Annotated in this window: 28 protein-coding genes; 12 read left to right on the forward strand and 16 right to left on the reverse strand. The window is 55.6% G+C overall.

Annotated elements, in window-relative coordinates; all coding sequences use genetic code 11:
• Position 1: 1 nt before the first annotated feature.
• The 4 genes from KCG46_RS09910 to KCG46_RS09925 are packed head-to-tail and all read right to left on the reverse strand — an operon-like array spanning position 2 to position 3,701.
• Entirely contained in the window at positions 2-355 is a 354-nt protein-coding gene (locus KCG46_RS09910; protein ID WP_255551859.1) for a DUF6122 family protein, read from the reverse strand.
• Positions 340-2,574 carry a phosphoribosylformylglycinamidine synthase subunit PurL gene (gene purL / locus KCG46_RS09915; protein ID WP_218405063.1) on the reverse strand — a complete coding sequence of 745 codons (2,235 nt, stop codon included), beginning with the start codon at positions 2,572-2,574 and terminating at the stop codon, positions 340-342. Before purL ends, KCG46_RS09910 begins: the two co-directional genes overlap by 16 nt.
• Before the next feature lie 15 nt (positions 2,575-2,589).
• Positions 2,590-3,264, reverse strand: a complete 675-nt coding sequence (locus tag KCG46_RS09920) for a hypothetical protein (protein WP_218405064.1) — start codon at positions 3,262-3,264, stop codon at positions 2,590-2,592.
• 32 nt (positions 3,265-3,296) lie between these two features.
• Entirely contained in the window at positions 3,297-3,701 is a 405-nt protein-coding gene (locus KCG46_RS09925; RefSeq protein WP_218405065.1) for a DUF2177 family protein, read from the reverse strand.
• 64 nt (positions 3,702-3,765) lie between these two features.
• Here KCG46_RS09925 and KCG46_RS09930 point away from each other — a divergent pair, with 64 nt between their 5' ends.
• From KCG46_RS09930 to KCG46_RS09980, 11 genes are all read left to right on the forward strand, one after another.
• Positions 3,766-4,047, forward strand: coding sequence for an exodeoxyribonuclease VII small subunit (locus KCG46_RS09930; RefSeq protein ID WP_369410188.1), 282 nt, complete (start codon positions 3,766-3,768; stop codon positions 4,045-4,047).
• 1 nt (position 4,048) lies between these two features.
• Positions 4,049-4,963, forward strand: coding sequence for a polyprenyl synthetase family protein (locus KCG46_RS09935; RefSeq protein ID WP_218405066.1), 915 nt, complete (start codon positions 4,049-4,051; stop codon positions 4,961-4,963).
• Positions 4,960-5,424, forward strand: coding sequence for a hypothetical protein (locus KCG46_RS09940; protein ID WP_218405067.1), 465 nt, complete (start codon positions 4,960-4,962; stop codon positions 5,422-5,424). The genes KCG46_RS09935 and KCG46_RS09940 overlap by 4 nt, the downstream gene beginning before the upstream one ends.
• Positions 5,421-5,933: a pantetheine-phosphate adenylyltransferase gene (coaD, locus tag KCG46_RS09945; RefSeq protein ID WP_218405068.1), complete on the forward strand. Its 513-nt coding sequence runs from the start codon at positions 5,421-5,423 to the stop codon at positions 5,931-5,933. The genes KCG46_RS09940 and coaD overlap by 4 nt, the downstream gene beginning before the upstream one ends.
• A 107-nt stretch (positions 5,934-6,040) precedes the next feature.
• Positions 6,041-6,721 carry a peptidylprolyl isomerase gene (locus KCG46_RS09950; protein WP_218405409.1) on the forward strand — a complete coding sequence of 227 codons (681 nt, stop codon included), beginning with the start codon at positions 6,041-6,043 and terminating at the stop codon, positions 6,719-6,721.
• 39 nt (positions 6,722-6,760) lie between these two features.
• The gene (gene queA / locus KCG46_RS09955; protein ID WP_218405069.1) at positions 6,761-7,795 is read left to right on the forward strand and encodes a tRNA preQ1(34) S-adenosylmethionine ribosyltransferase-isomerase QueA; all 1,035 of its coding nucleotides are present in this window, start codon (positions 6,761-6,763) and stop codon (positions 7,793-7,795) included.
• A gap of 9 nt (positions 7,796-7,804) precedes the next feature.
• Entirely contained in the window at positions 7,805-8,749 is a 945-nt protein-coding gene (locus KCG46_RS09960; RefSeq protein ID WP_218405070.1) for an ABC transporter ATP-binding protein, read from the forward strand.
• Between the two features lie 8 nt (positions 8,750-8,757).
• The gene (locus KCG46_RS09965; RefSeq protein ID WP_218405410.1) at positions 8,758-9,525 is read left to right on the forward strand and encodes an ABC transporter permease; all 768 of its coding nucleotides are present in this window, start codon (positions 8,758-8,760) and stop codon (positions 9,523-9,525) included.
• Positions 9,526-9,529: 4 nt separating this feature from the next.
• Positions 9,530-10,660, forward strand: coding sequence for a tRNA guanosine(34) transglycosylase Tgt (gene tgt / locus KCG46_RS09970; RefSeq protein ID WP_218405071.1), 1,131 nt, complete (start codon positions 9,530-9,532; stop codon positions 10,658-10,660).
• Positions 10,620-12,680: an alpha/beta hydrolase family protein gene (locus KCG46_RS09975; RefSeq protein WP_255551860.1), complete on the forward strand. Its 2,061-nt coding sequence runs from the start codon at positions 10,620-10,622 to the stop codon at positions 12,678-12,680. Before tgt ends, KCG46_RS09975 begins: the two co-directional genes overlap by 41 nt.
• 30 nt (positions 12,681-12,710) lie before the next feature.
• Entirely contained in the window at positions 12,711-13,013 is a 303-nt protein-coding gene (locus KCG46_RS09980) for a chorismate mutase (RefSeq protein ID WP_218405072.1), read from the forward strand.
• A 146-nt stretch (positions 13,014-13,159) separates the two neighbouring features.
• Here the strand turns inward: KCG46_RS09980 and rpsD are convergent, their stop codons facing one another.
• The 9 genes from rpsD to parA all read right to left on the reverse strand — a co-directional run bounded on the left by rpsD (position 13,160) and on the right by parA (position 19,645).
• Positions 13,160-13,774: a 30S ribosomal protein S4 gene (gene rpsD / locus KCG46_RS09985; RefSeq protein ID WP_218405073.1), complete on the reverse strand. Its 615-nt coding sequence runs from the start codon at positions 13,772-13,774 to the stop codon at positions 13,160-13,162.
• 195 nt (positions 13,775-13,969) lie between these two features.
• Positions 13,970-14,242, reverse strand: coding sequence for a hypothetical protein (locus KCG46_RS09990; RefSeq protein ID WP_218405074.1), 273 nt, complete (start codon positions 14,240-14,242; stop codon positions 13,970-13,972).
• A gap of 131 nt (positions 14,243-14,373) precedes the next feature.
• Positions 14,374-15,219, reverse strand: coding sequence for an FkbM family methyltransferase (locus KCG46_RS09995; RefSeq protein ID WP_218405075.1), 846 nt, complete (start codon positions 15,217-15,219; stop codon positions 14,374-14,376).
• Between the two features lie 15 nt (positions 15,220-15,234).
• Positions 15,235-15,972, reverse strand: coding sequence for an RNA methyltransferase (locus tag KCG46_RS10000; protein WP_218405076.1), 738 nt, complete (start codon positions 15,970-15,972; stop codon positions 15,235-15,237).
• 4 nt (positions 15,973-15,976) lie between these two features.
• Positions 15,977-16,450 carry a transcriptional regulator NrdR gene (nrdR, locus tag KCG46_RS10005; RefSeq protein ID WP_218405077.1) on the reverse strand — a complete coding sequence of 158 codons (474 nt, stop codon included), beginning with the start codon at positions 16,448-16,450 and terminating at the stop codon, positions 15,977-15,979.
• Between the two features lie 12 nt (positions 16,451-16,462).
• A complete protein-coding gene (gene glyA, locus KCG46_RS10010; protein ID WP_305040798.1) occupies positions 16,463-17,773 on the reverse strand; it encodes a serine hydroxymethyltransferase in 1,311 nt (436 codons plus the stop codon).
• A complete protein-coding gene (rpiB, locus tag KCG46_RS10015; protein WP_218405413.1) occupies positions 17,770-18,249 on the reverse strand; it encodes a ribose 5-phosphate isomerase B in 480 nt (159 codons plus the stop codon). The genes glyA and rpiB overlap by 4 nt, the downstream gene beginning before the upstream one ends.
• A gap of 78 nt (positions 18,250-18,327) precedes the next feature.
• Positions 18,328-18,963 (reverse strand): DUF2059 domain-containing protein, encoded by a 636-nt coding sequence (locus KCG46_RS10020; protein ID WP_218405078.1) that lies wholly within the window; start codon positions 18,961-18,963, stop codon positions 18,328-18,330.
• A 61-nt stretch (positions 18,964-19,024) separates the two neighbouring features.
• Positions 19,025-19,645 carry a ParA family partition ATPase gene (gene parA, locus KCG46_RS10025; RefSeq protein ID WP_218405079.1) on the reverse strand — a complete coding sequence of 207 codons (621 nt, stop codon included), beginning with the start codon at positions 19,643-19,645 and terminating at the stop codon, positions 19,025-19,027.
• A gap of 463 nt (positions 19,646-20,108) precedes the next feature.
• Here parA and KCG46_RS10030 point away from each other — a divergent pair, with 463 nt between their 5' ends.
• Positions 20,109-21,779 carry a M66 family metalloprotease gene (locus KCG46_RS10030; protein ID WP_218405080.1) on the forward strand — a complete coding sequence of 557 codons (1,671 nt, stop codon included), beginning with the start codon at positions 20,109-20,111 and terminating at the stop codon, positions 21,777-21,779.
• A 211-nt stretch (positions 21,780-21,990) separates the two neighbouring features.
• Here the strand turns inward: KCG46_RS10030 and KCG46_RS10035 are convergent, their stop codons facing one another.
• The 3 genes from KCG46_RS10035 to rpoD form a co-directional block, all read right to left on the reverse strand.
• Complete coding sequence (locus KCG46_RS10035; protein ID WP_218405081.1) at positions 21,991-22,122, reverse strand: ParA family protein; 132 nt, start codon at positions 22,120-22,122, stop codon at positions 21,991-21,993.
• Between the two features lie 32 nt (positions 22,123-22,154).
• Positions 22,155-22,586 carry a hypothetical protein gene (locus tag KCG46_RS10040; RefSeq protein WP_218405082.1) on the reverse strand — a complete coding sequence of 144 codons (432 nt, stop codon included), beginning with the start codon at positions 22,584-22,586 and terminating at the stop codon, positions 22,155-22,157.
• Between the two features lie 141 nt (positions 22,587-22,727).
• Positions 22,728-24,755 (reverse strand): RNA polymerase sigma factor RpoD, encoded by a 2,028-nt coding sequence (gene rpoD / locus KCG46_RS10045; RefSeq protein WP_218405083.1) that lies wholly within the window; start codon positions 24,753-24,755, stop codon positions 22,728-22,730.
• Between the last annotated feature and the right edge of the window lie 12 nt (positions 24,756-24,767).

A 24,767-nucleotide genomic window follows, 5' to 3' on the forward strand; every position in this document is an offset into this window, starting at 1 on the left:
ATCAGCATGCCTGCATCAGGCAATCGCCATAATCCACCGCCAAATGCCACAGGGCGCCCACGGCAAATGCGCGCACCCACCATCGCGGGATCAATAGCATCAGAACATAGGCGAGGGCGGCTTCCCACCCGTGGAGCAAGTGAAATCCGATTGAGCAACGCTCCGGATCGAAAATCGGATCGGCGAGCAGATGATCAAGATCAATCAGATTGGCCGCCGCGATCACGGCTCCATTGCGTAGCCAATTTCTACGCCAAACAATGGCCGCGATCAGAAACGGGGCGAGCCAGTGCCCGCCATAATGTAGAATTGGTTGGAGCAGGTCCACGCGCGCGGCGTCTAGCTGCCCATCCAATCATCAAAGAAGCTTCGATGTGCATCACGCAAGCTATCAAGTGATTGGCCCAGCAGATTGTCACCGCAGACTGTTCCAACACGTTGGAAGCCGATTTGCGCTGTCTCGCTATCGCGTGTGCCTTTTGCGAGCGCAGCGTTGAGCGCTTCAACATCGGGCACAGTGATCAGGTAACGGCCCTGATCTTCACCGAACCACCATTGAGCGGCGGTGTAGTCCGCACTTGCCTCAACATCTGCGCCCATGCCGCCTGCCATTGCCATTTCGGCAAGGCCAACGGCCAGGCCGCCATCAGAAAGATCGTGAACGGCATTCACCAGACCGTCCGCGATAAGTTCGTGGATGATCGCGCCTGCATTGCGCTCAACCACGAGATCGGTTGGCGGCGTGCGGCCTTCATCACGGCCTTTGATCTCTTTGAGCCAAAGCGATTTGCCGAGATGCGAACGGGTTGGATCCGGTGTCGCCCAGAATTCTGGCCCAACAAGATAAATCGCGTCGCCTGCCGATTTGAAAGCCATCGTCATCATCTGGCTTGCGTCTTCGATAATGCCAACGCCGCCAATTGCAGGCGTCGGTAGAATGGCCGAACCGCCGCCTGTGGCCTTGCTTTCGTTGTAGAGCGAGACATTGCCCGAAACGATCGGGAAATCGAGCGTGCGACATGCATCGCCCATACCTTCCAGAGCGTGGACGAATTGCGCCATAATCTCTGGACGCTGTGGGTTCGCAAAGTTCAGGCAATTGGTCACGGCCAGCGGCTTTGCGCCAACAGCGCAAAGGTTGCGATACGCCTCTGCAATGGCTTGCTTGCCGCCTTCGTATGGATCGGCATGGACATAGCGCGGCGTACAATCTGTGCTTATCGCAAGGGCTTTGTTGGTCCCGTGGACACGCACAACACCGGCATCGCCGCCTGTTTGCAGCGTATCGCCCATCACCTGACTGTCATACTGCTCTGAAATCCAGCGGCGCGAGGCGAGGTTGGGTGTTGCCATCAACGCAAGCAGGTCCGCGCCCGGATCATCGCTGTCAGGTACGTCCTGCATCGGCGTGATTTCAGCCCACTTGGTGTACTCCTCTTTCGAGAGGTAAGGGCGGTCATATTCCGGCGCATCAGCAGCAAGCGGGCCGAGCGGAATGTCGCACACCACTTCGCCATCAAATTCGAGAACCATGTGCCGCGTGTCGGTCACTTCGCCGATGATCGCGAAATCAAGCTCCCACTTTTTAAAGATCGCTGCGGCCATCTCTTCCTTACCGGGCTTGAGCACCATGAGCATCCGCTCTTGGCTCTCGCTCAGCATCATCTCGTAAGGGGTCATGCCCTCTTCACGGCACGGCACCATATTCATGTCGAGCCGGATACCCGCTTTGCCGTTGGTCGCCATCTCAACGCTGGAAGAAGTCAGGCCAGCCGCGCCCATATCCTGAATCGCAACGATCGCATCGGTCGCCATCAATTCCAGGCAGGCTTCGATCAGCAGCTTTTCCGTGAAAGGGTCGCCGACTTGAACGGTTGGTCGCTTGGCTTCGGCGTCCTCTTCAAAATCGGCGCTCGCCATGGTTGCGCCGTGGATACCGTCACGGCCGGTTTTGGATCCGACATATACAATCGGATTGCCGACGCCGGTCGCAGCGGAATAGAAAATCTTATCTGCATCGGCGACGCCAACTGTCATCGCGTTGACGAGGATGTTCCCGTCATAGGCCGGGTGAAAGTTTGTCTCACCGCAAACCGTAGGAACGCCCACGCAATTGCCATAGCCGCCAATTCCCGCGACCACGCCTTGCACAAGGTGTTTCATCTTCGGATGATCGGGACGGCCAAACCGCAGCGCATTGGCGTTTGCGACCGGTCGCGCGCCCATTGTAAAGACATCTCGCAAGATACCGCCAACGCCGGTCGCAGCGCCTTGGTAAGGCTCGATGTAAGATGGGTGGTTGTGGCTCTCCATCTTGAAGATCGCCGCCTGACCATCGCCAATATCGATGATGCCGGCATTCTCGCCCGGGCCGCAAATCACCCAAGGCGCTTCCGTTGGAAGCTTCTTCAAATGAAGACGGGATGATTTGTAAGAGCAATGCTCCGACCACATCACCGAGAAGATCCCCAACTCAACGAGATTGGGTTCGCGGCCAAGCCCGGCGAGGACGCGTTCGTATTCTTCTGGAGAGAGCCCGTGCTGCTCGACGATTTCAGGTGTGATCTGACTCATGCCGAGCCGTTTAGATCACACGCTCGGCGCAGCCAAGCCACCTCTTCGCACGAAATAGCGGTTCTCCCCGACCCACGCAGCAATTCCAGTAAGAATTCCGAATGCAACCAGTGATTGAATGTACAGGAACGGTCCGGCTTCGGTCGGTGCAGGCCCAAACCAATTGATCGCCTGAAACACGAGAAGGACCGACAGGAGAATAAGTGGAGGGCCAATCGGTCCGCGCGATCGGCGCATATAGAAAATGAACGCCGCGAGCGTGATTCCCAGCTCAAGAGGAATGGCGATTGCCGGATAGTTCCAGAGGCCCAAGCCATAGGTCGCCTCGCCTCCAGCCATTGTCAGGTCTGGGCGGTGCGTAATCCAATCCAGCACCCAGTGCGACATGACAACCAAACCAGCCAGAAAGCCGCCCATGGCATTTCTGGTCCAGAGCATAACGATCAATGCAAACGCGATCGCCCAAATCCCAGTTCCAGCCAAGCTATGAGTGTAGGGCATATAATAAAGATCGAGCGGCACCATCGCCGTCGCGCCCGGCTCAACCCGCATTTTTTCAATGCCTCCCAATGCGAAGGCGAAGAAACCCCAATCAACCAATTGAGCAGCCAGAAAAGTTGTCGCGAGTTTGGGCGCACGTGGTCCAAGGGCAGCCGCGACAAAGGCGGGCGCGAAGTGTCCGATAAACATGCGATTTTCCCCTGTGCGCCCCTGTTGCGTCTCTACTTAGTAAACCGAAGAGCAACGAATGTCGCTACCGCGCTAGTCATACCAGTAGCAAACCCGCCCCAGATGATGTCCATGACCGTTACTTTGGTTGCCCACACTTTGAAAACAGCCTGACTGGTAAGATCGAAAGTGGCGTAGCAAAGCGCGCCCAGCAACACGCCGTTCAACAAAGCAACCGCGACTTTGCCGCTTTGAATCCCCGGGCGGATTGCGAACCAGACCATACCGAGCAGGTATAGGAAATAGAAGGTGCCAGCAGCCGCCAGGTTGAAGTTTTCGGCCATGATTTCGCCAATGATTGGCCGATAGAGATTGGGACCAGCCCAGCTGAGCCACATCGCATCAAGCGCGCCGAACACAAATGCTGCGCAGATATAGGCAATGACATATCTCGGCATTCGCGATTCCCCGATTGTGGTTCGTATTTTTCGAGAGCCTTGACCGTGCCGTTAGTCGCGGTCAATGCTTCGAAGCATGGATGAGGGTAATGGTCCCGCAGGAAATGCGGCAGATATCGCAGAGATGAGCTTTGAACAGGCGCTGACCGCGCTTGAGGGCATTGTTCAGCAATTGGAGCAGGGCGATGTGCCGCTCGACGATTCGATCACGCTGTATGAGCGGGGTGAGCAGTTGCGCGCCGCGTGTCAGAAGCGGCTTGATGCAGCGCAGGCCCGGATTGAGAAGATCGTGACGGGTGCAGATGGTAAGCCAAGCGGGACCACTCCGCTGGACGGGGCCAACTGATATGGCGCTGGTCGGGGTTGAAAGCGATTTGCTGGGTGATGGGCTGAAGCGCGTTCAGGGCGAAATTGATTCGGTCTTTGATGCGTTTCTACCGGTGCCTGATGATACCCGCGCGCGGTTGGTTAAGGCAATGCGCTATGCCGCGATTGGTGGCGGCAAGCGGGTTCGCCCGCTACTCCTCGTCAGCACCGCAGAATTGTTTGGCGTCGACCGCACCGCCGCATTGCGAGCAGGCGCGGCGGTTGAGGCGATCCATGTCTATTCGTTGATCCACGATGATTTGCCTTGCATGGATGATGATGATTTGCGCCACGGCAAGGCGACGGTTCACAAGACCTTTGACGAAGCAACCGCTGTGCTCGCCGGGGATTCGCTCCACGCGCTGGCGTTTGAAATTCTTGCCGATACTGGAACGAGTTCCGATCCCTTTGTGCGCAGCGAATTGATCGCCACGCTTGGCACGGCCAGCGGCATGAACGGTATGGCCGGTGGCCAGATGATGGATATGGTCGCGGATGACGAGGGCATTGAATACGACCTGCATTCGATTACCAAATTGCAGCAGCTGAAAACCGGAGCATTGCTGGCGGCGTCCGTCGAAATGGGCGCGATTCTTGGCAAAATCCCGCATGAAGGCCGCGCACATTTGCGCGCCTATTCGCGCGATATCGGACTTGCGTTCCAGATCGCAGACGATTTGCTGGATGTGACCGGTGATCAGGAAAAGGCTGGCAAGGCGCTCCGCAAAGATGAAGAGCAGGGCAAGCAAACGTTTGTCACGCTGATGGGGGTCGATCAGGCCCGAGATCAGGCCAGCGCGCTGGTCGAACAAGCGGTTGCGCATCTCGGATCGTACGGTGACGAGGCCAATCTGTTGCGTGCACTCGCACGCTTTATTGTGGAGCGTGATCGGTGAGAAATTCTGTCATCATTTTGGCCGGAGTGACGGTATTTTTGGCTGCTTGTTCAGCTGAACCTGGTACTTCGGAAGGCTCGCCCCAAGCCGAAGCATCATCGAGTGCTGATCCGCATGACGGGCACCATATGGGCCCTTCCAAAGAGGCCGCACGCGAAAAACAAGAATTCGCCGAGGCGCTTGCAGATCACTTCGATGCGCAGGAATGCCGTAGTTCAGAGCTTATCGGAACGATGCGGCGAACAGAGCCGGATGAAACGGGATTGTACGTTCGGTCGTATCAAGCCTCTGCCGTCTGCGCAGATGAATTGAAGGTCGCAATCGAGGCCCGCGGTTTTAGTGAAGCTGAGCCTGGTCGTTACATCAATGAACCTGACGGCGGTAAAACTGAGCGGGTCGTGATCAGAATGGCGGATGATGGCTCCACGGCCGGCATCGAATGGGAGGTCGAAACGAAATGACCCAACGTATCGGAATTTATCCCGGAACATTCGATCCGATTACATTGGGACATGCCGATATTATCCGGCGCGGGTCCAAGTTGGTCGATAAACTGATCATCGGGGTCACAACGAACCCTTCAAAAAATCCTATGTTCACCACGGAAGAACGTTTTGCGAGTGTTGAGCGTGAGGTGAAAAACCTCGGCGTTAAAAATGTCCAAGTGGTTGGCTTCAATGCTCTGCTGGTGAAGTTCGCGCAAAAACAGGGCGCCAGCGTGATTATTCGCGGACTGCGTGCGGTGGCGGATTTCGAATACGAATATCAGATGGCTGGCATGAACCAGCAGCTTGATGACGATATCGAGACAGTCTTTCTGATGGCGGACGTTTCCTTGCAACCGATTGCCAGCAAGTTGGTCAAGGAAATCGCATTGTATGGCGGTGATATAGCACCGTTCGTAAGCGATTCTGTACGCGGAGAGGTGAATGCGCGGGTCGAGGAAATCGGCCGTAAGGGCGATTTCTGATTCCATTCGAACGTGGGCAAGTCCGACGGTTGGGATACTCATTCATTGAAGTGTCAGGCGCGCCCCGTTAGAGCCTGCGTTAACAGAACCAATTCATGAAGATAATGATGATCAAGAAAACTCTGGGCGCGATGGCCGCTCTCTCGCTGTTTGCCGCACCAACTGCCGCTTTTGCGCAGGATGACGAAGAAGTCGTTGCGCGGCCGAGCGTTTTTTCGCCAATCAATTATGACGCGACCGAAGACGTTGAAGATGTCTGGGTTCTCGACTTATCGAATGGTGAGCGGGTGAAGGTCCGCTTGATGCCTGAATGGGCGCCTAATCATGTCGAACGGATCAAAACGCTGACCCGGCTGGGCTTTTACGATGGCATCATTTTCCACCGCGTGATTGACGGTTTCATGGCCCAAGGCGGCGATCCGACCGGAACCGGCCAAGGTGGCAGTGAGCTTCCTGATCTTAAGGCCGAGTTTAACCCGATGCCGCATGTTCGTGGATCGCTTGCGATGGCGCGCGCGACCGAAGAAGACAGCGCGAACAGTCAGTTCTTCATCGTGTTTTACCCGCGTTTTAGCCTTGATAAGCGTTACACAAATTTCGGTCGTGTGATCGAAAACATGGCTGGCGTGGATAGCATAAACCGCGGTGAGCCGCCTCAGGAACCGACCCGTATTCTTCAGGCATCTCTAGCAAGTGACAACAAAGCGCCGCCCGTGGCGCCGAGTGCCCCGGCAACTGCTGACACTCCAGTGACTGCCGATATGCTAAGCGCGCCGATCCAGCAGTAACGCTTTCCCTGAAGCACGAGCACCGCTAGGCGCACGCCGATGCGTGTAGATCTTTTTGATTTTGAACTCCCGCAAGAGCGGATTGCGCTGCGGCCTGTGCGACCGCGCGATGCGGCGCGGATGCTGCTTGTGCGCGGCGATGAGGCATTCTCTGACAAGGGCGTGCGCGATCTTCCCGATCTGCTTGATCCAGGCGATGTCCTTGTTTTCAATGACACTCGGGTCATTCCGGCGCAGTTAGAAGGCCGCCGCGCCAATGGCGAGGCAAGGATTGGCGCCACTCTGCACAAGCGTATCGATCTGCGCCGCTGGCAGGCGTTCGTCCGCAATGCCAAGCGGGTAAAGCTCGGAGATCAACTGGTGTTCGGCGGCGGTGTTACAGCAATCGCACAGGACCGGTTTGAAGACGGTAGCCTGACACTGATGTTTGAAGGTGATGAGCCGGTAGAGGTTTTGTTGGACAGGGCAGGCACTATGCCTCTTCCCCCATACATTGCCCAAAAGCGGGGCGTGGATGAGCAGGATTTGTCCGATTATCAAACGATGTTCGCAAAGGAAGATGGCGCGGTTGCAGCGCCCACGGCGTCTTTGCACTTTACGGAAGAGCTGATCGCGGCGATCGATGCGCGCGGCATTCGGCGTGAAACGCTGACACTCCACGTAGGGGCGGGGACGTTCTTACCTGTGAAAGCGGACGATACCGACAACCACGCGATGCATTCGGAGTTTGGCCGGATTACTAAGGAAACTGCCGAACGGTTGAATGCGGCGCGTGCAGCGGGCGGCCGAATCATTGGCGTTGGCACAACAGCGCTTCGATTGTTGGAAAGCGCCGCGACGCCTGACCGCATTATTCATCCGTTCGCGGGTGATACCGACATCTTCATCACGCCCGGATACACATTCAATGGTGTTGACGGGTTGATGACCAATTTCCATCTGCCCAAATCGACTTTGATGATGCTGGTCAGCGCTCTTATGGGGCGCGATCGGATGATGGCGGTATACAAACATGCGATTGCACAGGGATATCGTTTCTATTCCTATGGTGACTCCTCGCTGCTGCTTCCCTAATCGGGTTGCATGTCCGAACCGATCCTTTCCATTTCCGGCCTTTCGAAAACCTATAAAGGCGGCGTCAAAGCGCTCGACGATGTGCAGCTTGATATTCGCAAGGGTGAGATTTTCGCTTTGCTCGGGCCCAACGGTGCGGGCAAGACGACGCTAATTGGGGCCGTTTGCGGCTTGGTTCGGCCAACTGCAGGAACGATAAGTGCGTTCGGCCATGACTTGGCGATAGATTGGCGGGCAGCGAGGGCGCGGATCGGCTTGGTTCCGCAAGAGCTGAGCACGGATATGTTCGAGACAGTCTACCGTGCGGTATCCTATTCCCGCGGTCTCTTTGGCCACCCGCCGGACAAAGCGCGGATCGAAGAAGTCCTTCGCAGCCTTACTCTGTGGGAAAAGAAGGACAGCCAGATTCGCGAGCTTTCTGGCGGAATGAAGCGACGTGTTTTGATTGCAAAAGCGCTCGCTCATGAGCCCGAGTTGCTGTTCCTTGATGAACCTACCGCCGGCGTCGATGTGGATCTGCGTAAGGATATGTGGAAACAAATCGCGGCGCTGCGCGAGCGCGGTACAACGATCATCCTCACGACGCACTATATTGAAGAGGCAGAAGAGATGGCCGACCGCGTCGGTATCATTCGCAAAGGTCAAATTCTTATGGTGGATGATAAAGACGCCATTATGCAGCGCATGGGCCGGACAGAAGCGGTAATTGAATTGAGCGAGCCGCTTGCCGAACTGCCAGCTAGCATTGCTGAATTTCCGGTTGAACTGCGTGAAGACGGGCAGGAGCTTTGCTATCGCGGCGGCGACGGAGCAGGCGGCGGACGCGAAGATGTTGCGCGATTGACCAAAGCTCTTATCGCGGCGGGTATCGATTATCGCGGGATCGACATCCACGACAGTTCGCTTGAGGATATTTTTGTCGGCCTTGTATCTGAGCAGGAGGCCGCACAATGATGACCGGGATGGGTTTCAATTTTCGCGGCGCGTGGTCGATTTACCAGAGAGAGTTGATGCGGGCTTTCCGCACGGCATTCCAGTCTCTGATCGCTCCTGTCATCACAACGTCGCTGTATTTCATCGTCTTCGGGTCAGCGATCGGAAGCCGGATGGAGCCCATCGGCGGGGTTGAATACGCGGCCTTCATCATACCCGGTTTGTTGATGCTGACCTTGCTTGGCGAGACGACCAGCAATTCCAGCTTCGGCATTTATATGCCGCGCTTCACGGGCACGATCTACGAACTGCTATCGGCACCGGTCGGGGTGGCCGAGACGCTGATCGGTTTTGTCGGGGCGGCCGCGACCAAGAGCTTGATCCTAGCGGCAGTCATCCTTGGCACGGCGACACTGTTTGTCGATTATGAGATCAAGTATCCGCTGTTCGCATTCGGATTCATCATGCTTGTCGCGGCGAGCTTTTCCCTGTTTGGTTTCATTCTGGGAGTTTGGGCAGATAGCTTTGAAAAACTTGGGATTATCCCCGTTCTAATCCTTACGCCGCTGACATTCCTTGGCGGCACATTCTATTCTCTCGAAATGTTGCCAGCGCCGTGGGACAAGATAGCCTTGGCCAATCCGATCGCCTTTCTGGTGAGCGGGCTGCGATGGACATTTTATGGCACAGCGGATGTGTCGATCGGAGTGTCCCTTGGCCTGACTTTGGGCTTCCTTGCGGTCTGCACTGCAGTCATTACCTTTATCTTCAAAACCGGTTGGCGTTTGCGCGAGTAATCTGATGGCTTCCCGTTTTTCATTCGACCTGAAAGCGACGGATGGTCGCGCGCGGACTGGCACGATTTCGATGCTTCGCGGAAACATCCAAACGCCTGCTTTCATGCCGGTCGGCACGGCGGCGACTGTGAAGGCGATGAAGCCGGAAGCGGTTCGTGCTCTTGGTGCGGACATCATCCTTGGCAACACCTATCATCTGATGCTGCGCCCCGGTGCGGAGCGAGTGGCGAAGCTGGGCGGGCTGCATAAGTTCATGAATTGGGATCGCCCCATCCTTACCGATAGCGGTGGCTATCAGGTGATGAGCCTGTCCGATCTCAACAAATTGACCGAGGATGGCGTGGAGTTCCGTAGCCATCTGGATGGGTCAAAGCATATGCTCACACCCGAACGCTCGATGGAAGTTCAGCGTTTGCTGGGCAGCGATATCGTCATGGCGTTTGACGAGTGCCCGCGCGCAGATCGCCCGCCTGATGAGATTGCCGCCAGCATGGAAATGTCGATGCGCTGGGCAAAGCGCAGCCGTGAGGGCTTCGACAGCGGTGAAGAGCACGCGTCGCGCTCTGCATTGTTCGGCATTCAACAGGGATCACTCGATCAGGAATTGCGTCAGATCAGCGCGGAAAAACTCACCGATATCGGTTTCGATGGATACGCGGTTGGCGGCCTGGCTGTGGGTGAAGGGCAGGAGGCAATGTTCGAGGTGCTCGAATACGCGCCCGAATTGCTTCCCAAAGATCGTCCACGCTATCTGATGGGGGTGGGCAAGCCCGATGATCTTGTCGGGGCGGTTGAGCGCGGTATCGATATGTTCGATTGTGTCCTGCCGACACGATCAGGACGAAACGGTCAGGCATTCACTTGGAATGGGCCGGTCAATTTGCGCAATGCGAAGTTTAAGGAAGACACCGCGCCGCTCGATGAGCGCTGTGAATGCCCCACCTGTGCTAGCTATTCCCGCGCCTATTTGCACCATTTGCAAAAGTCGGGAGAAATCCTTGGCGCGATGCTCGTGACGGAGCACAATCTGGCATTTTATCAGGCCTTGATGCGGACCATGCGTGATGCCATTGTGAAGCAACAATTCACTGATTTTGCTGCGCGTTTCAGGGCTGATTACTACGCTGGCAAGTGATCCGCCCGTTTCGGGCGCAATTGGGGGCAATATGTATTTCAAAGCCGTTTCGCGCGCGTTCGGTGCGCTTTCTGTTCTCACGCTATCGGCAATTGCTGCCCCGGTTTTTGCGCAGGACAGTGAGGCCGAAGAGCTGGCAGCCCGTTTTGGTGCGCGACCCAGTGTTCTGGATATCAGTCTTTCGCCGTCCGGGAATAAGATTGCTTACATTTCCTCTGACAATGCGACGACTGAACTGTTGTATGTTGTTGATCTCACCTCCAACCCAGAGCCTCAACTCATAACCAGCTTGGATGATGCCAATGCCGAACTGACATCCTGCAATTGGGCAAATGACGTCTGGTTGGTTTGCAATGTGCTCGGAATGTCCGTTGTCGATGGCCAAACGCCGATATACATCAGCCGCCTACTGTCAGTTGCGACGGACGGTTCCAAGCCCAATTTGCTGACTTCGCGCGACTCCACACGGGCGAGAGGTATCCAGCAAAATGGTGGACGTGTTCTGGCGCTCGATGTGGAAGGCGAAGAAAACCGAATTCTGGTAACGCGTCAGTTTCTTGAAGGAACGGCGCTGGGAACACGCCTTGGTAATGCCGACCCAGGTCTGGGCGTCGAAATGATCGACGTGACGAAGAACCGCCGGCGCACAGTCGAAAAGCCCGATGAAGAAGCGTCCCGCTACGTCGCAGATGAGAATGGCGAAATCCGCGTAAAAGTGCGGAGCCTAATGGATACAAGGGGGCAATTGGCAGGCGAGTACCGGTATTTCTATCGCAAGCCAGATTCCGATAAATGGGAGCCGTTTGCAGAGGACCTGTCGAGCTTTCGCCCCGTCAATGTCAGCGCAAAAGACAACATTGCTTACGGATACATGCGAAAAGATGGGGTCTGGGCTCTCTATGGAGTGCCGCTGGATGGAACAGGTGAAGTCAAAGAGGTTGCCGCGCGAGGTGACGTAGACGCCGATGGACTTCTAACCATTGGGCGGAAGCAGCGTGCAGTGGGCGTGAGCTGGGCAACCGAGAAGCGGCAAGTCGAATATTTCGACAGTGATTTGGCTAAGCTAGCACGCGGATTGCAGAATGCGCTGCCCGGAAAGCCATTGATCAGCATTATCGATGCCTCAGCTGACGAAAACACGCTGCTAATTGTTGCATCAAGCGATGTTGACCCCGGTATGACCTACCTTCTGGAGCGCGACACTAAGGCTCTTTCTCCGCTTCTTCCGTTACGAGATCCGCTCGTAGAGCGGCAAATGGCACCGATGAAACCGATCAACTTCTCTGCTGCCGACGGGACTGAAATTCCTGGCTACCTGACTTTACCTTTGGGGGCTGATGGCCCTGTTCCTGCAATCGTCTTGCCGCATGGCGGACCGGGATCGCGCGATTATTGGGGCTTTGACTGGATGGTCCAGTTTTTCGCGGCGCGCGGATATGCGGTGCTCCAACCGAATTTTCGCGGTTCTGCCGGTTACGGTGAGGCATGGTTCGGTCGCAACGGTTTCAAGGCGTGGGACGTGGCAATCGGCGACGTGAATGATGCGGGGCGCTGGCTCGTCAAAGAAGGCATCGCCAACCCCGATCGTATGGGCATTGTTGGCTGGTCCTATGGCGGATATGCCGCCTTGCAATCACAAGTCGTCGATCCCGACTTGTACAAATCGGTTGTCGCGATCGCACCGGTTACAGATCTGCGCCTGACGATTGAAGAGGCACGCGATTACACGAACTTTCAGGTCACGCGTGAATTCATCGGCGAAGGCCCGCATTTGAAAGAAGGCAGTCCTGCGAACTTTGCAGAGCGGTTTAAAGCGCCGGTTCTATTGTTCCACGGTACGCTGGATATGAATGTCGGCTATCTACAATCGCGCCGGATGGAAGATCGGTTGCAAGATGCAGGGCACCCTGTGAAGTACGTCGAGTATGAAGGGTTCGACCATTTCCTAGATCATGGCCAAGTGCGCGGAAATATGTTGTTGGCGATTGATAATTTCCTTACCGAACATCTCGGCGAATAATCACCCCTGATCCCCGAAAGGTTTTGCGATATGGCGTTAGCGCCCGATGATTGCACCACAATGCTCGAAGTGCGTGCTGGCGTGGACGAGACCGACCGTGAATTGGTGGCTCTTTTGACGCGCCGGTTCGGTTATATGCGGGCCGCTGCGCGGATAAAGCCTACCCGTGACGCGGTGCGCGATGAAGATCGCAAAGCGAGCGTTATCAATGCAGCGGTTAAAGAGGCGGAGGCCGCCGGCATCCCGTCAGAAGTGATTGCAGACATCTGGGAACGTCTGGTGGAGGGCTCAATTGCGTATGAATTTGATAAGTGGGATCGAATCCGGAAGTGATGCGTATTTATGTTACTCATTACGAGGCACATAGGAAGGCGGTCCATTCGGGGCCGCCTTTTTTAGTTTTCGGTGTGAGCATTCGGCACAAACAAAAAAGGGCGGCCCCGCAGAACCGCCCCATTTGATTTGGTTTCCCGCAGCAATTAGCGCGAGTAGAACTCGACCACGAGGTTTGGTTCCATAGTGACCGGATAGGGCACTTCATCAAGCTTAGGAATGCGGGTGAAAGCGACCTTGTCGTTGCCTTCTGGAACAACGTAGTCAGGAATTTCACGCTCTGGCAGGCTCTGTGCTTCGATGACGAGAGCCATTTCCTTGGCTTTGCTGCCCAGGCTGATCACATCACCCAAATCGCAGCGACGCGATGGAATGTTACACTTCACGCCGTTCACATAAATGTGGCCGTGGTTCACGATTTGACGCGCAGCAAAGATCGTAGGAGCGAACTTTGCGCGGTACACGATCATGTCCAGACGGCGCTCAAGCAAACCGATCAGGTTCTGGCCGGTATCACCCTTAAGGCGAGTCGCGTCTTTGTAGGTGGAGCGGAACTGTTTCTCGGTAACGTCGCCGTAATAGCCTTTAAGCTTTTGTTTGGCGCGCAGCTGAAGACCGAAGTCGCTCATCTTGCTCTTGCGACGCTGACCGTGCTGGCCCGGGCCGTAGGAACGCTTGTTTACCGGAGAATTCGGACGACCCCAGATGTTTTCGCCCATCCGGCGGTCGAGCTTGTACTTGGCGCTTTTGCGCTTTGACATAGTCTTTCCTTCAATTTTGCAGGGTCGCCCATTTGGCAACCGTTTAACCCGGCATCGCACCACAGAACCATATCTGTCCTGTGCGGCTACCGCTTCACCGGGATGCGGAGCCAATTGCGAGCGCGCCCATTAGCACGAATGGGAGGCCCGTCAAGTTTCGCATGCAGTAGGTTCCAGTTGAAACCTGTGATCGAATCAGCGGCGCTGGTTAAACTCGCGCCATTCGTTCTTGGTTTTGCAGACTTTAGTCGCGCGGCGGCTGCTGGCGTCTGTTCTGACACGGCGGCAAATGCGCTTCTCTTCTTTCGCTTTTGGCTCGGCTGTAGGAACGCTTTCTTCCTTCTTGCCAGCCTCAGTCGCTTCTGCAGCCTCGACACCTTTCGCTTGATCTTCAGGTTGGGCAGCAAGAGCTGGAACTGCGAGCAGCAAAGCGATGGGCGCCGCAGCACGGCCAAAGGTGATTTTCATCAATGATCTCACGGGGTTTGATTAGAGGGTATGGTCGTATGCTATCGTCACGGACGGGGCATGTCTACGGCGACTTTTGGCGATTGAATAAACGAAACTTCATTCCGCATCTTCGCGCAATTCTTGAAATATTAAACCCCTAAAGGCGTGGCGAGAACATCATAGTGTTTGCCGCGTCCGTAAATTCTAGAATGCTCAAAGCCAGCATCGTCCAACAAAGCATTTACAGCGCCTTTATCCGTCCACCTGTCGTCATGCTCATAAAAGATCGCAATGATGCGTTTCGCATGGGGTGATTGAAGAAGCTCGCGGATCACCGTTTCTTCGTGGCCTTCCACATCGATCTTTACGAAGATCGGCAGATACTCGGGCAAATGACCGGCCAGCGCATCCATGGTTTGAAGGCGGACACTGGCTTGAGTGTGCTCTCTACTCAGCTGCATACCGTGATCGCCCAGAGTGGCGAGGCCGCTATGCCCCTTGCTCAGAGTGATCGGGAACTCACCGACTTTATCGGAAAGGCCGAAATTGAGCGCTTCCGAACGTTCGTCCAGTTCGTTTGCAGATAGGTTTGCAACCAGCCGCTCATAGGTTGGACCAACAGGCTCCAATGCGATGATTTTCGCGCATGATGCGTTCTGCCCGGCGACCAGCGAAAACAACCCTTGGTTTGCGCCGATGTCCACGAAACAGAAAGGCTCACGGACCGAGGCAAGTAAGTCCGCCAGATAGCTGCCATACGTGCCGTAGTGGCAATAGGCGTAAGTCTTGTCGCCCCAGTTGGACCACATCTTCACACCATAGGTCGTGGTGACGGGGGTCGATCTCCCGCCGCCCAGCAAGCCGCGAATATGCCGCATCGTCCGTGCGCGAACGACACGAAGGTGACGCCACAACAGAAAATCGCGGGCCATCCGCTTCGGATCATGTTCGGGCCACGCAGATCGAAAGCTGCCGGCAGGCTCAAGACGGTTCATAATTGGTCCACGGCGTTAATCGCGCCGCTCCCGACCAAGCGTTCTGAGAATCCCTCTGAAAGTTCGCACTTCGAGATGATTCCAGCCCGGTTTTGTTAGAACACTGCGCAAGGTCTGGCGCGTGGCATCGGCCCGTGCTTCGGGCAAGAAATATCCGCGCGGCCTCAGCATTTCCTCGAATTGATCGACCAACCCGTCAAGCTCTGCTTGCGGGGCAGGGGGCAGCAATTCTTCCTCGGCAGTGGGTTGGACTAGATCGCTGTCGGCGCCTGTCTTGCGCGCAATTCTCGACCACTCATAGGCAGTCAGAATTACAGCCTGCGCCAGGTTAAGAGAACCGAATTCAGGATTGATCGGGACTGTCAGAATATGACGAGCGAGGGACACATCTTCAGTCGCAAGGCCCGATGCTTCGCGGCCGAACAGGACGGCATGCCTACCTGCTTTGGTGTGCATCAAGCGCGCCGCATTATCTGGGCCGACCACGGGTTTGGTCACCCCGCGTTTGCGCACTGTGGTCGCGTAAATATGTTCGCAGTCGGCAACTGCTTCAGCTGTTGTCTCGTACACTTTGGCGCGATCCAGAACGATGTCTGCTCCGGCTGCAGCGGGGCCGGCTGATGGGTTAGGCCAGCCATCTCGCGGGGCAACGATGCGCATTTCGGTAAGCCCGAAATTGAGCATAGCGCGGGCCGCTTTGCCAATATTCTCGCCCAGTTGCGGACGCACGAGCACGATGATCGGCGGATTCAACCGATCAGTCCTTGGCCGCTTCTTGAACGGTGCTGGCAAATTCCTCAAAATCGCGCGCTTCAGAGAAATCGCGATAGACGCTGGCGAACCGGATGTAAGCGACGCTGTCGATCTGCTTCAAACCGTCCATCACCATCTCTCCAATTTTGGAAGACGCGACTTCTGGTTCACCTGCGGTTTCAACCTGTCTTTGAATGCCAGAAATTAGTTGATCGATCCGCTCTTGGCTGACGCCGCGTTTACGGCAGGCGAGGGACACCGATTGCTCGATCTTTGATCGGTTGAAGGTCTCGCGGCGTTCTTCGCCCTCGGTTCCCGATTTCACAATCGTAACCTCGCGCAATTGCACCCGTTCAAACGTTGTAAAGCGCGCGCCGCAAGACGAGCATTGCCGTCGCCGCCTGATCGAGGTCGAATCCTCGGTCGGACGTGAGTCTTTCACCTGACTGTCGTCAAAGGCGCAGAAGGGGCAACGCACGGTCGGCGGCTCTTATGCGTTCGGATACACTGGGAAGGCGGAGCAAAGGTCTGCCACGCGGCCACGCACGCTTTCCTCAACCTGAATGTCACCTTCGGCACCGTTCTTGGCCAGACCATCGACGACTTCCGCGATCAGTTTGCCAATGACGCGGAATTCCGCTGGGCCAAAGCCGCGCGTGGTGCCTGCCGGCGTTCCAAGGCGGATACCGCTGGTCACAAATGGTGATCGTGTATCGAACGGAATGCCGTTCTTGTTGCAGGTCAGCCAGGCGCGATCGAGGCCTTTTTCAGCGTCTTTGCCAGTCACATCTTTGGCAGTCAGATCGACCAGCATCGAGTGGTTATCTGTTCCGCCAGAAACAATCCGCAGGTCGTTCTCTTCAAGGCTTGCCGCGAGCGCGCGGGCATTCTCGACTATGCGGTGAGAATAGCTTTTGAACTCCGGAGTGAGCGCTTCGCGGAAAGCCACTGCTTTTGCCGCGACCACGTGCATCAGCGGGCCGCCCTGAAGGCCGGGAAAGACCGCCATGTTGAGCGGCTTGGTAAATTTCTCATCATTCCACAGGATGATGCCAGAGCGCGGACCACGAAGGCTCTTATGCGTAGTCGAAGTAACTATATCGCAGTGCGGGAAAGGCGAGGGGTGCGCGCCGCCTGCCACTAGACCGGAAATGTGGCTCATATCGCACAGGAGGATCGCACCCACTTCATCTGCAATCGCGCGGAAAGCGGAAAAGTCCCATGTCCGCGAATAGGCAGTGCCGCCGCAAATGATTAGTTTCGGTTTGTGCTCACGCGCGGTTGCCGCGACTGCATCCATATCGATCAGCTCGTCCTCGGCGCGAACGCCGTAGCTTACCGGATTGAACCACTTGCCGCTCATATTGACTGGCGAACCGTGGGTCAGGTGGCCACCCGAGTTAAGATCGAGGCCCATAAAGGTATCACCTGGCTGCAAAAGCGCGAGGAAAACCGCTTGGTTCATCTGGCTGCCGCTGTTCGGTTGGACGTTGGCGAATTCGCATCCGAACAATTCTTTCGCGCGGTCGATAGCCAGTGTTTCAACTACGTCAGCATAGTCGCAGCCGCCGTAGTATCGCTTGCCCGGATAGCCTTCGGCGTACTTGTTCGTGAAGACGCTGCCGGTCGCTTCGAGCACAGCTTTAGAGGCGATATTCTCACTCGCGATCAGTTCGATTTTGTCCTGCTGGCGTGCCAGTTCATTACCGATGGCTGCCGCGATTTCGGGATCCGCTGTCGCAAGATCATCGTTCCAGAATGAATCCATGGAGTTCAGTACTTCGGAGGGATGGGTGCTCATTGGTGCGTCTCGATGTGATCGGTAGAAACAGGTGGGTTGCCGAGTTTTGCAACACGGCGCTGGTGGCGACCGGCGGGGTCGCCTTCGTCGGCAAATTCGGTGTCTAGAAATGTAGCTACGCAGCTCTTGGCCATTTCGATGCCTATTAAACGCGCGCCGAGGGCAATACAATTTGCATCATTATGTTCGCGCGCGAGTGCAGCTGAAAGCGGCTCTGATACCAGCGCGCATCGGACACCGGGATGGCGATTAACGCTGATCGAAATTCCGATCCCGCTTCCGCATAGGGCAATTCCGCGCTCTACGGTCCCGTCGGCAACAACACTTGCCAGCTTATATCCGTAATCCGGATAGTCGACGCTTTCGCCCACATCGGGGCCAAGGTCGGCAACTTCGTGTCCGGCGTCCATCAACCATTCGGCAAGTTCAGCCTTTAGGTCGGTCGCGGCGTGATCAGAGGCAATGGCAATACGCATGCGGGCCATATAGTGGCACACGGCGTAACACTCCACCCCGTGAAACCAGCTTTTCTACCGTCTGATTGCGTATTTCACTCAAGTCGTCTCGGAAGGCTCGTCTTTGCTTTCCTGATGCTCGCGCAGTTGATTGAGCAATTCGCGTTGGGCTGGAATGACAGACGCCATGCTTTCATCGAGATATGCCTGATTGGCATCTGCAAAACTGGCCGAGCCTACAACATCGGGCATACGGTCAAAGAACTGCTTACCGCTGGGCGTTTGCACAAATGCAAGGATGTCGCGCAGCTCTTCTTCAGAAAACAGATCGGCATAGGCGGCGGTCATACCGTCCATAATCGAAGGGATATGTTTGCGCAGGATGACCTTCGATTCTTCGGTGTATTTGACGATCCATTCATCGAATATCTTCACTGCTTCCGGATCATCTTCAGGCATAAAATCGCCGAGCGCTTGGCGCAGCTGAATAATAGTCTGATCCATGGACCCAAAGAACAAGGCCTCACGGGTTTCCTTAGGGTATCCGATCGTTACGATTTGTCCGGCTAGATCGAGAGAAGCGGTATCGAGTTCAGTTAGACTTGTCTCGCTTTGGTCTTCTGTTTCCGAAAAAGGCGATGGTTCCGAAGGCTGCTCTTGCGCCAAGGCAGAGATGGGCGCGGCCAACACGGCAATTGGGAGGGCGCGGAGCGATACTGACTTAATTAAATGCATGTAAACAGACTGACCAAATGGAGATATTGATGCAAGAACGGATCGACAAATTGCGGTTTGATCAGCCGAGTTTCTTCTTCAGCCACTTCCACAAGGCTTCGACTTCCTTCGCTGCCTTGCTGTCCGGCTTGATCTCGGACGCTGTTTCGCCGCGGGCAGAGGAACGATGGAATGGCGCACGGTCGCCCAATTCGACCGGGCAGACTTCTAGACCCATCTCCTTGGCTGTGGCGCGGGCTTCTTTGGTTAGGACTGTTGCGCCTGATGGCACGGCGTTGAGCACCACGTAGGCGGGCTTCTTCGCAAAGCTGACGAGATCTGCAATTGGTTCCAGTGCATGAAGATCGAATGCGCGCGGTTTGGTCGGGATAAGGACGATATCCGCTGCCTTAATCGCTTCGCGCGCGGCGGCGTCTGCGTGGGGCGGGGTATCGACTACGATGAAATCGACGCTGTTCTTCTTCGCGCTTTCAATCGTACGGCCCAGTCGGGCGGGCGGCGCTGTCACTACAACCGGCAGAAAATCACCGCGCCAATCACCCCAAGCCGCTGCAGTCGCTTGCGGATCAGTGTCGATCACACAGCTTTCATATTTCGCGGCGGCTGCACGCGTGGCAAGATGGACAGCAAGAGTTGTCTTTCCGGAGCCGCCTTTTTGGCTGACGATGGCGATTGTTGGCATCTGTGAACTTTCTGTCAGTCAGAGGCTGCAAGTAGAATCGTGGGACAGTCGGAACGGTCACTGCTATCAAACGACCATTCGGGCGGGCCTCAAAGATATGCAAGTTTGTCGTGCAACTTGTCCGCAAGATCCATGCGATCCTCTGGATGTTTCACTGCCACAAAATTGGCCTCATCAAAACGTTAAGATAATTCGGGTACCCGCGCTTCTCAAAATGGACGGGGCGTAATCGATGACACTGGGTATCAAAAAGGCGAGCCGGATTGGGCTCGCTCTTTCCGCTTTTGCTGTGATGACAGCGTGTGGCGGTGGAGGAAATTCGTCCTCGCCTGGCGCGGTTGGATCATCGCCGCCGTCTTCGTCGGCGCCTACGCCGACAGAGCCAATCAATATGACTCTGTCATTTGCGCAAACACACGTGATCCCAAATGCAGGGCGGGATTTTGCATTTTCTGATGACCCAATGTCTTTGCGTCTGGTCGGCAATCGTCCGGCGCTCGCGCTGGTCCAGCTTGACCGTGGTGATGCATCTGCACCCAAGTTGCTCGGCATCCAAAACGGTGAAGTTTTTGGCGAGATTGCATTGAATGTCCCGTCCGCTCTGCCTGCGACCGCTGGTGACGGCGCTTCATACGCTGACAATGTGTATAGCGCGGCCATTCCGGCTGAATGGGTTGTTCCGGGAGTGCAGCTGGCGGTGTCCGCCGACAATTACCTTCGGGGCGATGCTCGAGACATGGAGGTGGGCGCGGCTTCCAAATTGAATATTGCGATGCTGCCATTCTATCTGTTTGGTGCGAATGAAACCAACACGCAAACGCTGGAATCAGCCGGTGATGTTGACCAAGTCATCGCCGACGAAATGCTGGCTAAATGGCCGGTGGCTGAATTGGAAGCGGAACGGCATCCTGCTGAAAAAGTATCGCTGCCCAGCATCGTAATCCATCCGCGCAGCGGCGGTCAGGCTTACGCGATCAATTCTGCCGATCAAAAAAGAGACGGCTTTGCCATCATGTCGTCTGTGCTGCGCATGGCGAAGGCGATCCGGACGGCAAATGGTGAAAGCCCTACGGCCACATTGTATTATGCGCCGCTATTGGCGGTGAATGCTCCCAGCATGACCTATGCCAGTCCGGGCGGCGGTTTAGGCGGCGGCGGCGGCGCCACAGGAGACTATCGCCAAGCGGGTGTTTTCTTCCATGAACTTGGCCACGCGATGGGCTTGGCGCACGCCAACGACGCCTACAATGCAGGGCGTTATCCCTATATTGGCGGAAGTCTGCTTGGGTCCGCATGGGGCTATGACGGGTTCAAAAATTTGATGCAGAGCCCGCAAATGCCGGAGGGGGCGAGCAACTTTGGCAGATGCGCCGCCGGCAGCCGCCAGATTGACGAAAATGGCGTCTGCTACCGGCAGGACCCGATGCAAAGCGGGAGCGGTGATCAAGCGGACGGTTTCCGCTTTGCGATGCACGGCGACGGGAACGTCGCCCGATTACAGCGATGGTTCGAAGGCGTCGCCAGCGATGGCGCAGGGGGCCGTGAGTTCTCTGGGGGACGCATTTTCGTCGATGAAGAAGGCCCCAATCTTTATACACGCTGGGACAGCATCGATAACGCAATGCGGCTTCACACGCCGACCACGGCAAGCGGCGGATTGTACGGAACAGATGGCGGTCTGCCAGTCACGCGCAACGTCGATGTTCACACAATCATGATCGATTTCAGTCGTGCGGGGACTGTTGGAGCTTCGCAAATCTACGCACCGGTTAGCTATCGCGGAAACTTGCTTCGCCGGTTTGATCCTACAATTGCAGCAGACCGCGCGGCGTTTGAAACCGATCGGGGTGAATATTACTGGTATTGCAAGGGCACCGGCTGTGATTACACGCTGCGTGTCACCTATGCCGATGGATCGGTCTTGCACAGGGTTCTGAAAAACGCCTTCCGACCATGGTTCACGCCGCGCGACCCGGTTCGCGACAGCGCGTTTGATCCGGCGGATGGCGACAGCCAGCGGCTTTGGGCAATCAATGTTCCGGGTGATCAAGCGATCGCAAGGCTGGAATTGCTGGATACGCCGCGCGTGTGGGAAGGCATGCCTGCTAATCCCGCGGTCTTGCTATCGCGATAAGCACTGACCGGATCGTCAGGGCGGACAGGTTTGGTCGGGACAAGGACGATGTCACCTGCCTTTATCGCTTCAGGTGCCGCTGCATCCGCATGAGGAGGCGTGTCGACAATGATATGGTCGACCTTTTCCTCCCTAGCGCTTTCGATTGTGAGGCCAAGACGGGCCGGGGGAGCTGTTTCAGCAACGGGCGCTAGTTGCCGTGCCAATCACCTCAAGCCGCCGCAGGATCGGTGTCGATCATGCAGCTATCATGTTTCTCCTGCGCTGCACGCGTGACGAGGTTAACCGCGAGCGTGATCTTACCGGAACCGTCTTTCTGGCTGACGATGGCGATGGTTGGCATCGAGTGTTTTATCCCTGCACACTCGCCAACGCCTATTCGTCCGTATCAATAATTGAAATTGTTTCGCCAAGAACGTCGAGAAAGAATTTTTGCGTCGCTCTTCCTTCGTCGGTCAGCTTCGCATTTAAAAATTGTCCGTCAGGGCAGCTGTCGCCGATGATTGGCGAAATGGCTGATTTGGTAGAAATGAGGTTCAGTTCCACAAGCTTCGCATAGCTTTCCGTTGCAGTTGATGGCTGACCATCAGGAGAAACACGGCAATAAGTGTTGTTGAAGTTTCTCGGCACTCTCAACAATTTTTGTATATCGGACGACGTTAGACTCGGCAGAATTTCTACTATTTCCTCGGGAGGATTGAGTTTGGACACAGCTTGCTTGTCTAAAGCGATCGTTAGTCCGCTCGTTCCTAGCCCAATGTTCGAAACTGATGCGTCGTTAAATGCCCCTCGAATGGTGCCGATCATTGAAAAAAACAGGATTAAGACAACGATTGGCCAAATACTGGTTCTCAGTACATCAATCCATATTGCCGGTCTTGTATCTGACATTTAAGTAATCCCCCTGAATTTTCGGGACTACGTCAGACAAAATATTCCTGTCAATTCCTACTGATCCAAGAAACTCCGCATTTTACGTGAGCGGCTTGGGTGCTTCAGCTTGCGTAGCGCCTTAGCCTCAATCTGGCGGATACGCTCACGGGTAACCGAGAACTGCTGGCCGACTTCCTCAAGCGTATGATCGGTGTTCATGCCGATACCGAAACGCATGCGTAGCACGCGCTCTTCACGCGGGGTGAGAGAGGCGAGGACGCGGGTGACCGTTTCCTTGAGGTTCGCCTGAATTGCGGCGTCCACAGGGATGATCGCGTTCTTATCTTCGATGAAGTCGCCCAGGTGGGAATCTTCCTCGTCGCCAATCGGCGTTTCGAGAGAGATCGGCTCTTTCGCGATCTTCATAACCTTACGCACTTTTTCAAGCGGCATGGAAAGACGCGCTGCCATTTCCTCAGGGGTCGGCTCGCGGCCTTCCTCGTGCAGGAATTGACGTGATGTGCGGACCAGTTTGTTGATCGTCTCGATCATATGAACCGGAATACGGATCGTGCGGGCCTGGTCGGCAATCGAGCGGGTGATTGCCTGACGGATCCACCACGTCGCGTAGGTCGAGAATTTGTAACCGCGGCGATACTCAAATTTGTCGACGGCCTTCATCAGGCCGATATTGCCTTCCTGAATAAGATCAAGGAATTGCAGGCCGCGATTGGTGTATTTCTTGGCGATAGAAATCACGAGGCGAAGGTTCGCCTCAACCATTTCCTTCTTGGCGATACGCGCTTCACGCTCGCCTTTTTGCACCATGTTAACGATGCGGCGGAATTCGGCCAGCGCCATGCCGGTTTGCGCAGCAATGTCGGTGATTTCCGCACGGATGCGGTCGATTGCGGCCTCTTCCTTCTCGGCAAAGGCTTTCCACTTCTTGTCCTTCTTCGCATTGGCGATGATCCAGCTGTCGTCCAGCTCGTTGCCAACATAGGATTTCAAGAAGTCGATGCGTTTGATTTTATGACGCTCGGCAAGGCGCAGCATCTGGCCGCCAAGTGCGGTCAGGCGGCGATTGAACGCATAAAGATTGTCGACCAGGAATTCGATCTTGGTCGCGTGGAATTGCATGCTTTCCACTTCGGCGGTGAGTTCTTCGCCGAGGTTCTCGTACTTGTTTTCTTTCGCCTTCGGAAACTCGCCGCCAGCAGCGAGCGTTTCCACACGCTCAGCTTGCAGCTTTTCAAAGGTTTTGAAGAGCTTCGTAATCCGTGCAAAACGCTCGATAGCGTCCGGCTTAAGAGTGGCTTCCATCTGGGCGAGGGAGAGAGTGTTGTCCTCCTCTTCCTCTTCTTCCTTTTTGGACTCGCCGCCTTCGCCTTCTTCGGCGTCAATGTCTTCAGAATCGGAATCGTCTTCGTCATCGTCACGAATTGTCGGGCCAGCGGTCTCTTCCGAGATCTCGCCGTCGTCGTCTTCGTTTTCCTCTTCCATCTTGTCAGGCGGCGGCTCTTTAGAAAGCATCGCGTCAAGATCGAGGATTTCGCGCAGCTGCATGTCTTCAGCGTTGAGCGCTTCCGACCATTGGATGATGGCGTGGAATGTAATCGGGCTCTGGCAAAGACCCATGATCATCATGTCACGGCCGGATTCGATCCGTTTCGCAATGGCAATCTCACCCTCGCGGCTGAGCAGCTCAACAGCGCCCATCTCGCGCAGATACATGCGCACCGGATCATCGGTGCGGCCATCGGCAGCGGCCTTTTTAACAGGCGCGGCCTTAGCGTCTTTCTTGGTGTCTTTCTTGTCGGCGCCAACAGCGATTTCTTCGACTTCGTTTTCTTGCTGAGCTTCCGCTTCGGCTTCCTCGTCATTCTCGACGATCTGCACGCCCATTTCGGACAGCGCCGTTTGAATGTCCTCGATTTGGTCAGGGCTCATCTCTCCCGAAGGCAAAGCAGTGTTGAGCTCATCATACGTGATGTAGCCCTTCTTCTTTCCCTTGGTCATAAGCTTCTTCACTGCCGACTCATTAAGATCGATCAATGGAGCGTCTTCGTTATCGGACTTATTCTTTTTAGCGGTCGTGGCCATGTATCGCTATCA

The sequence above is a fragment of the Erythrobacter crassostreae genome, assembly GCF_019204045.1.
Taxonomy (GTDB): domain Bacteria; phylum Pseudomonadota; class Alphaproteobacteria; order Sphingomonadales; family Sphingomonadaceae; genus Erythrobacter; species Erythrobacter crassostreae.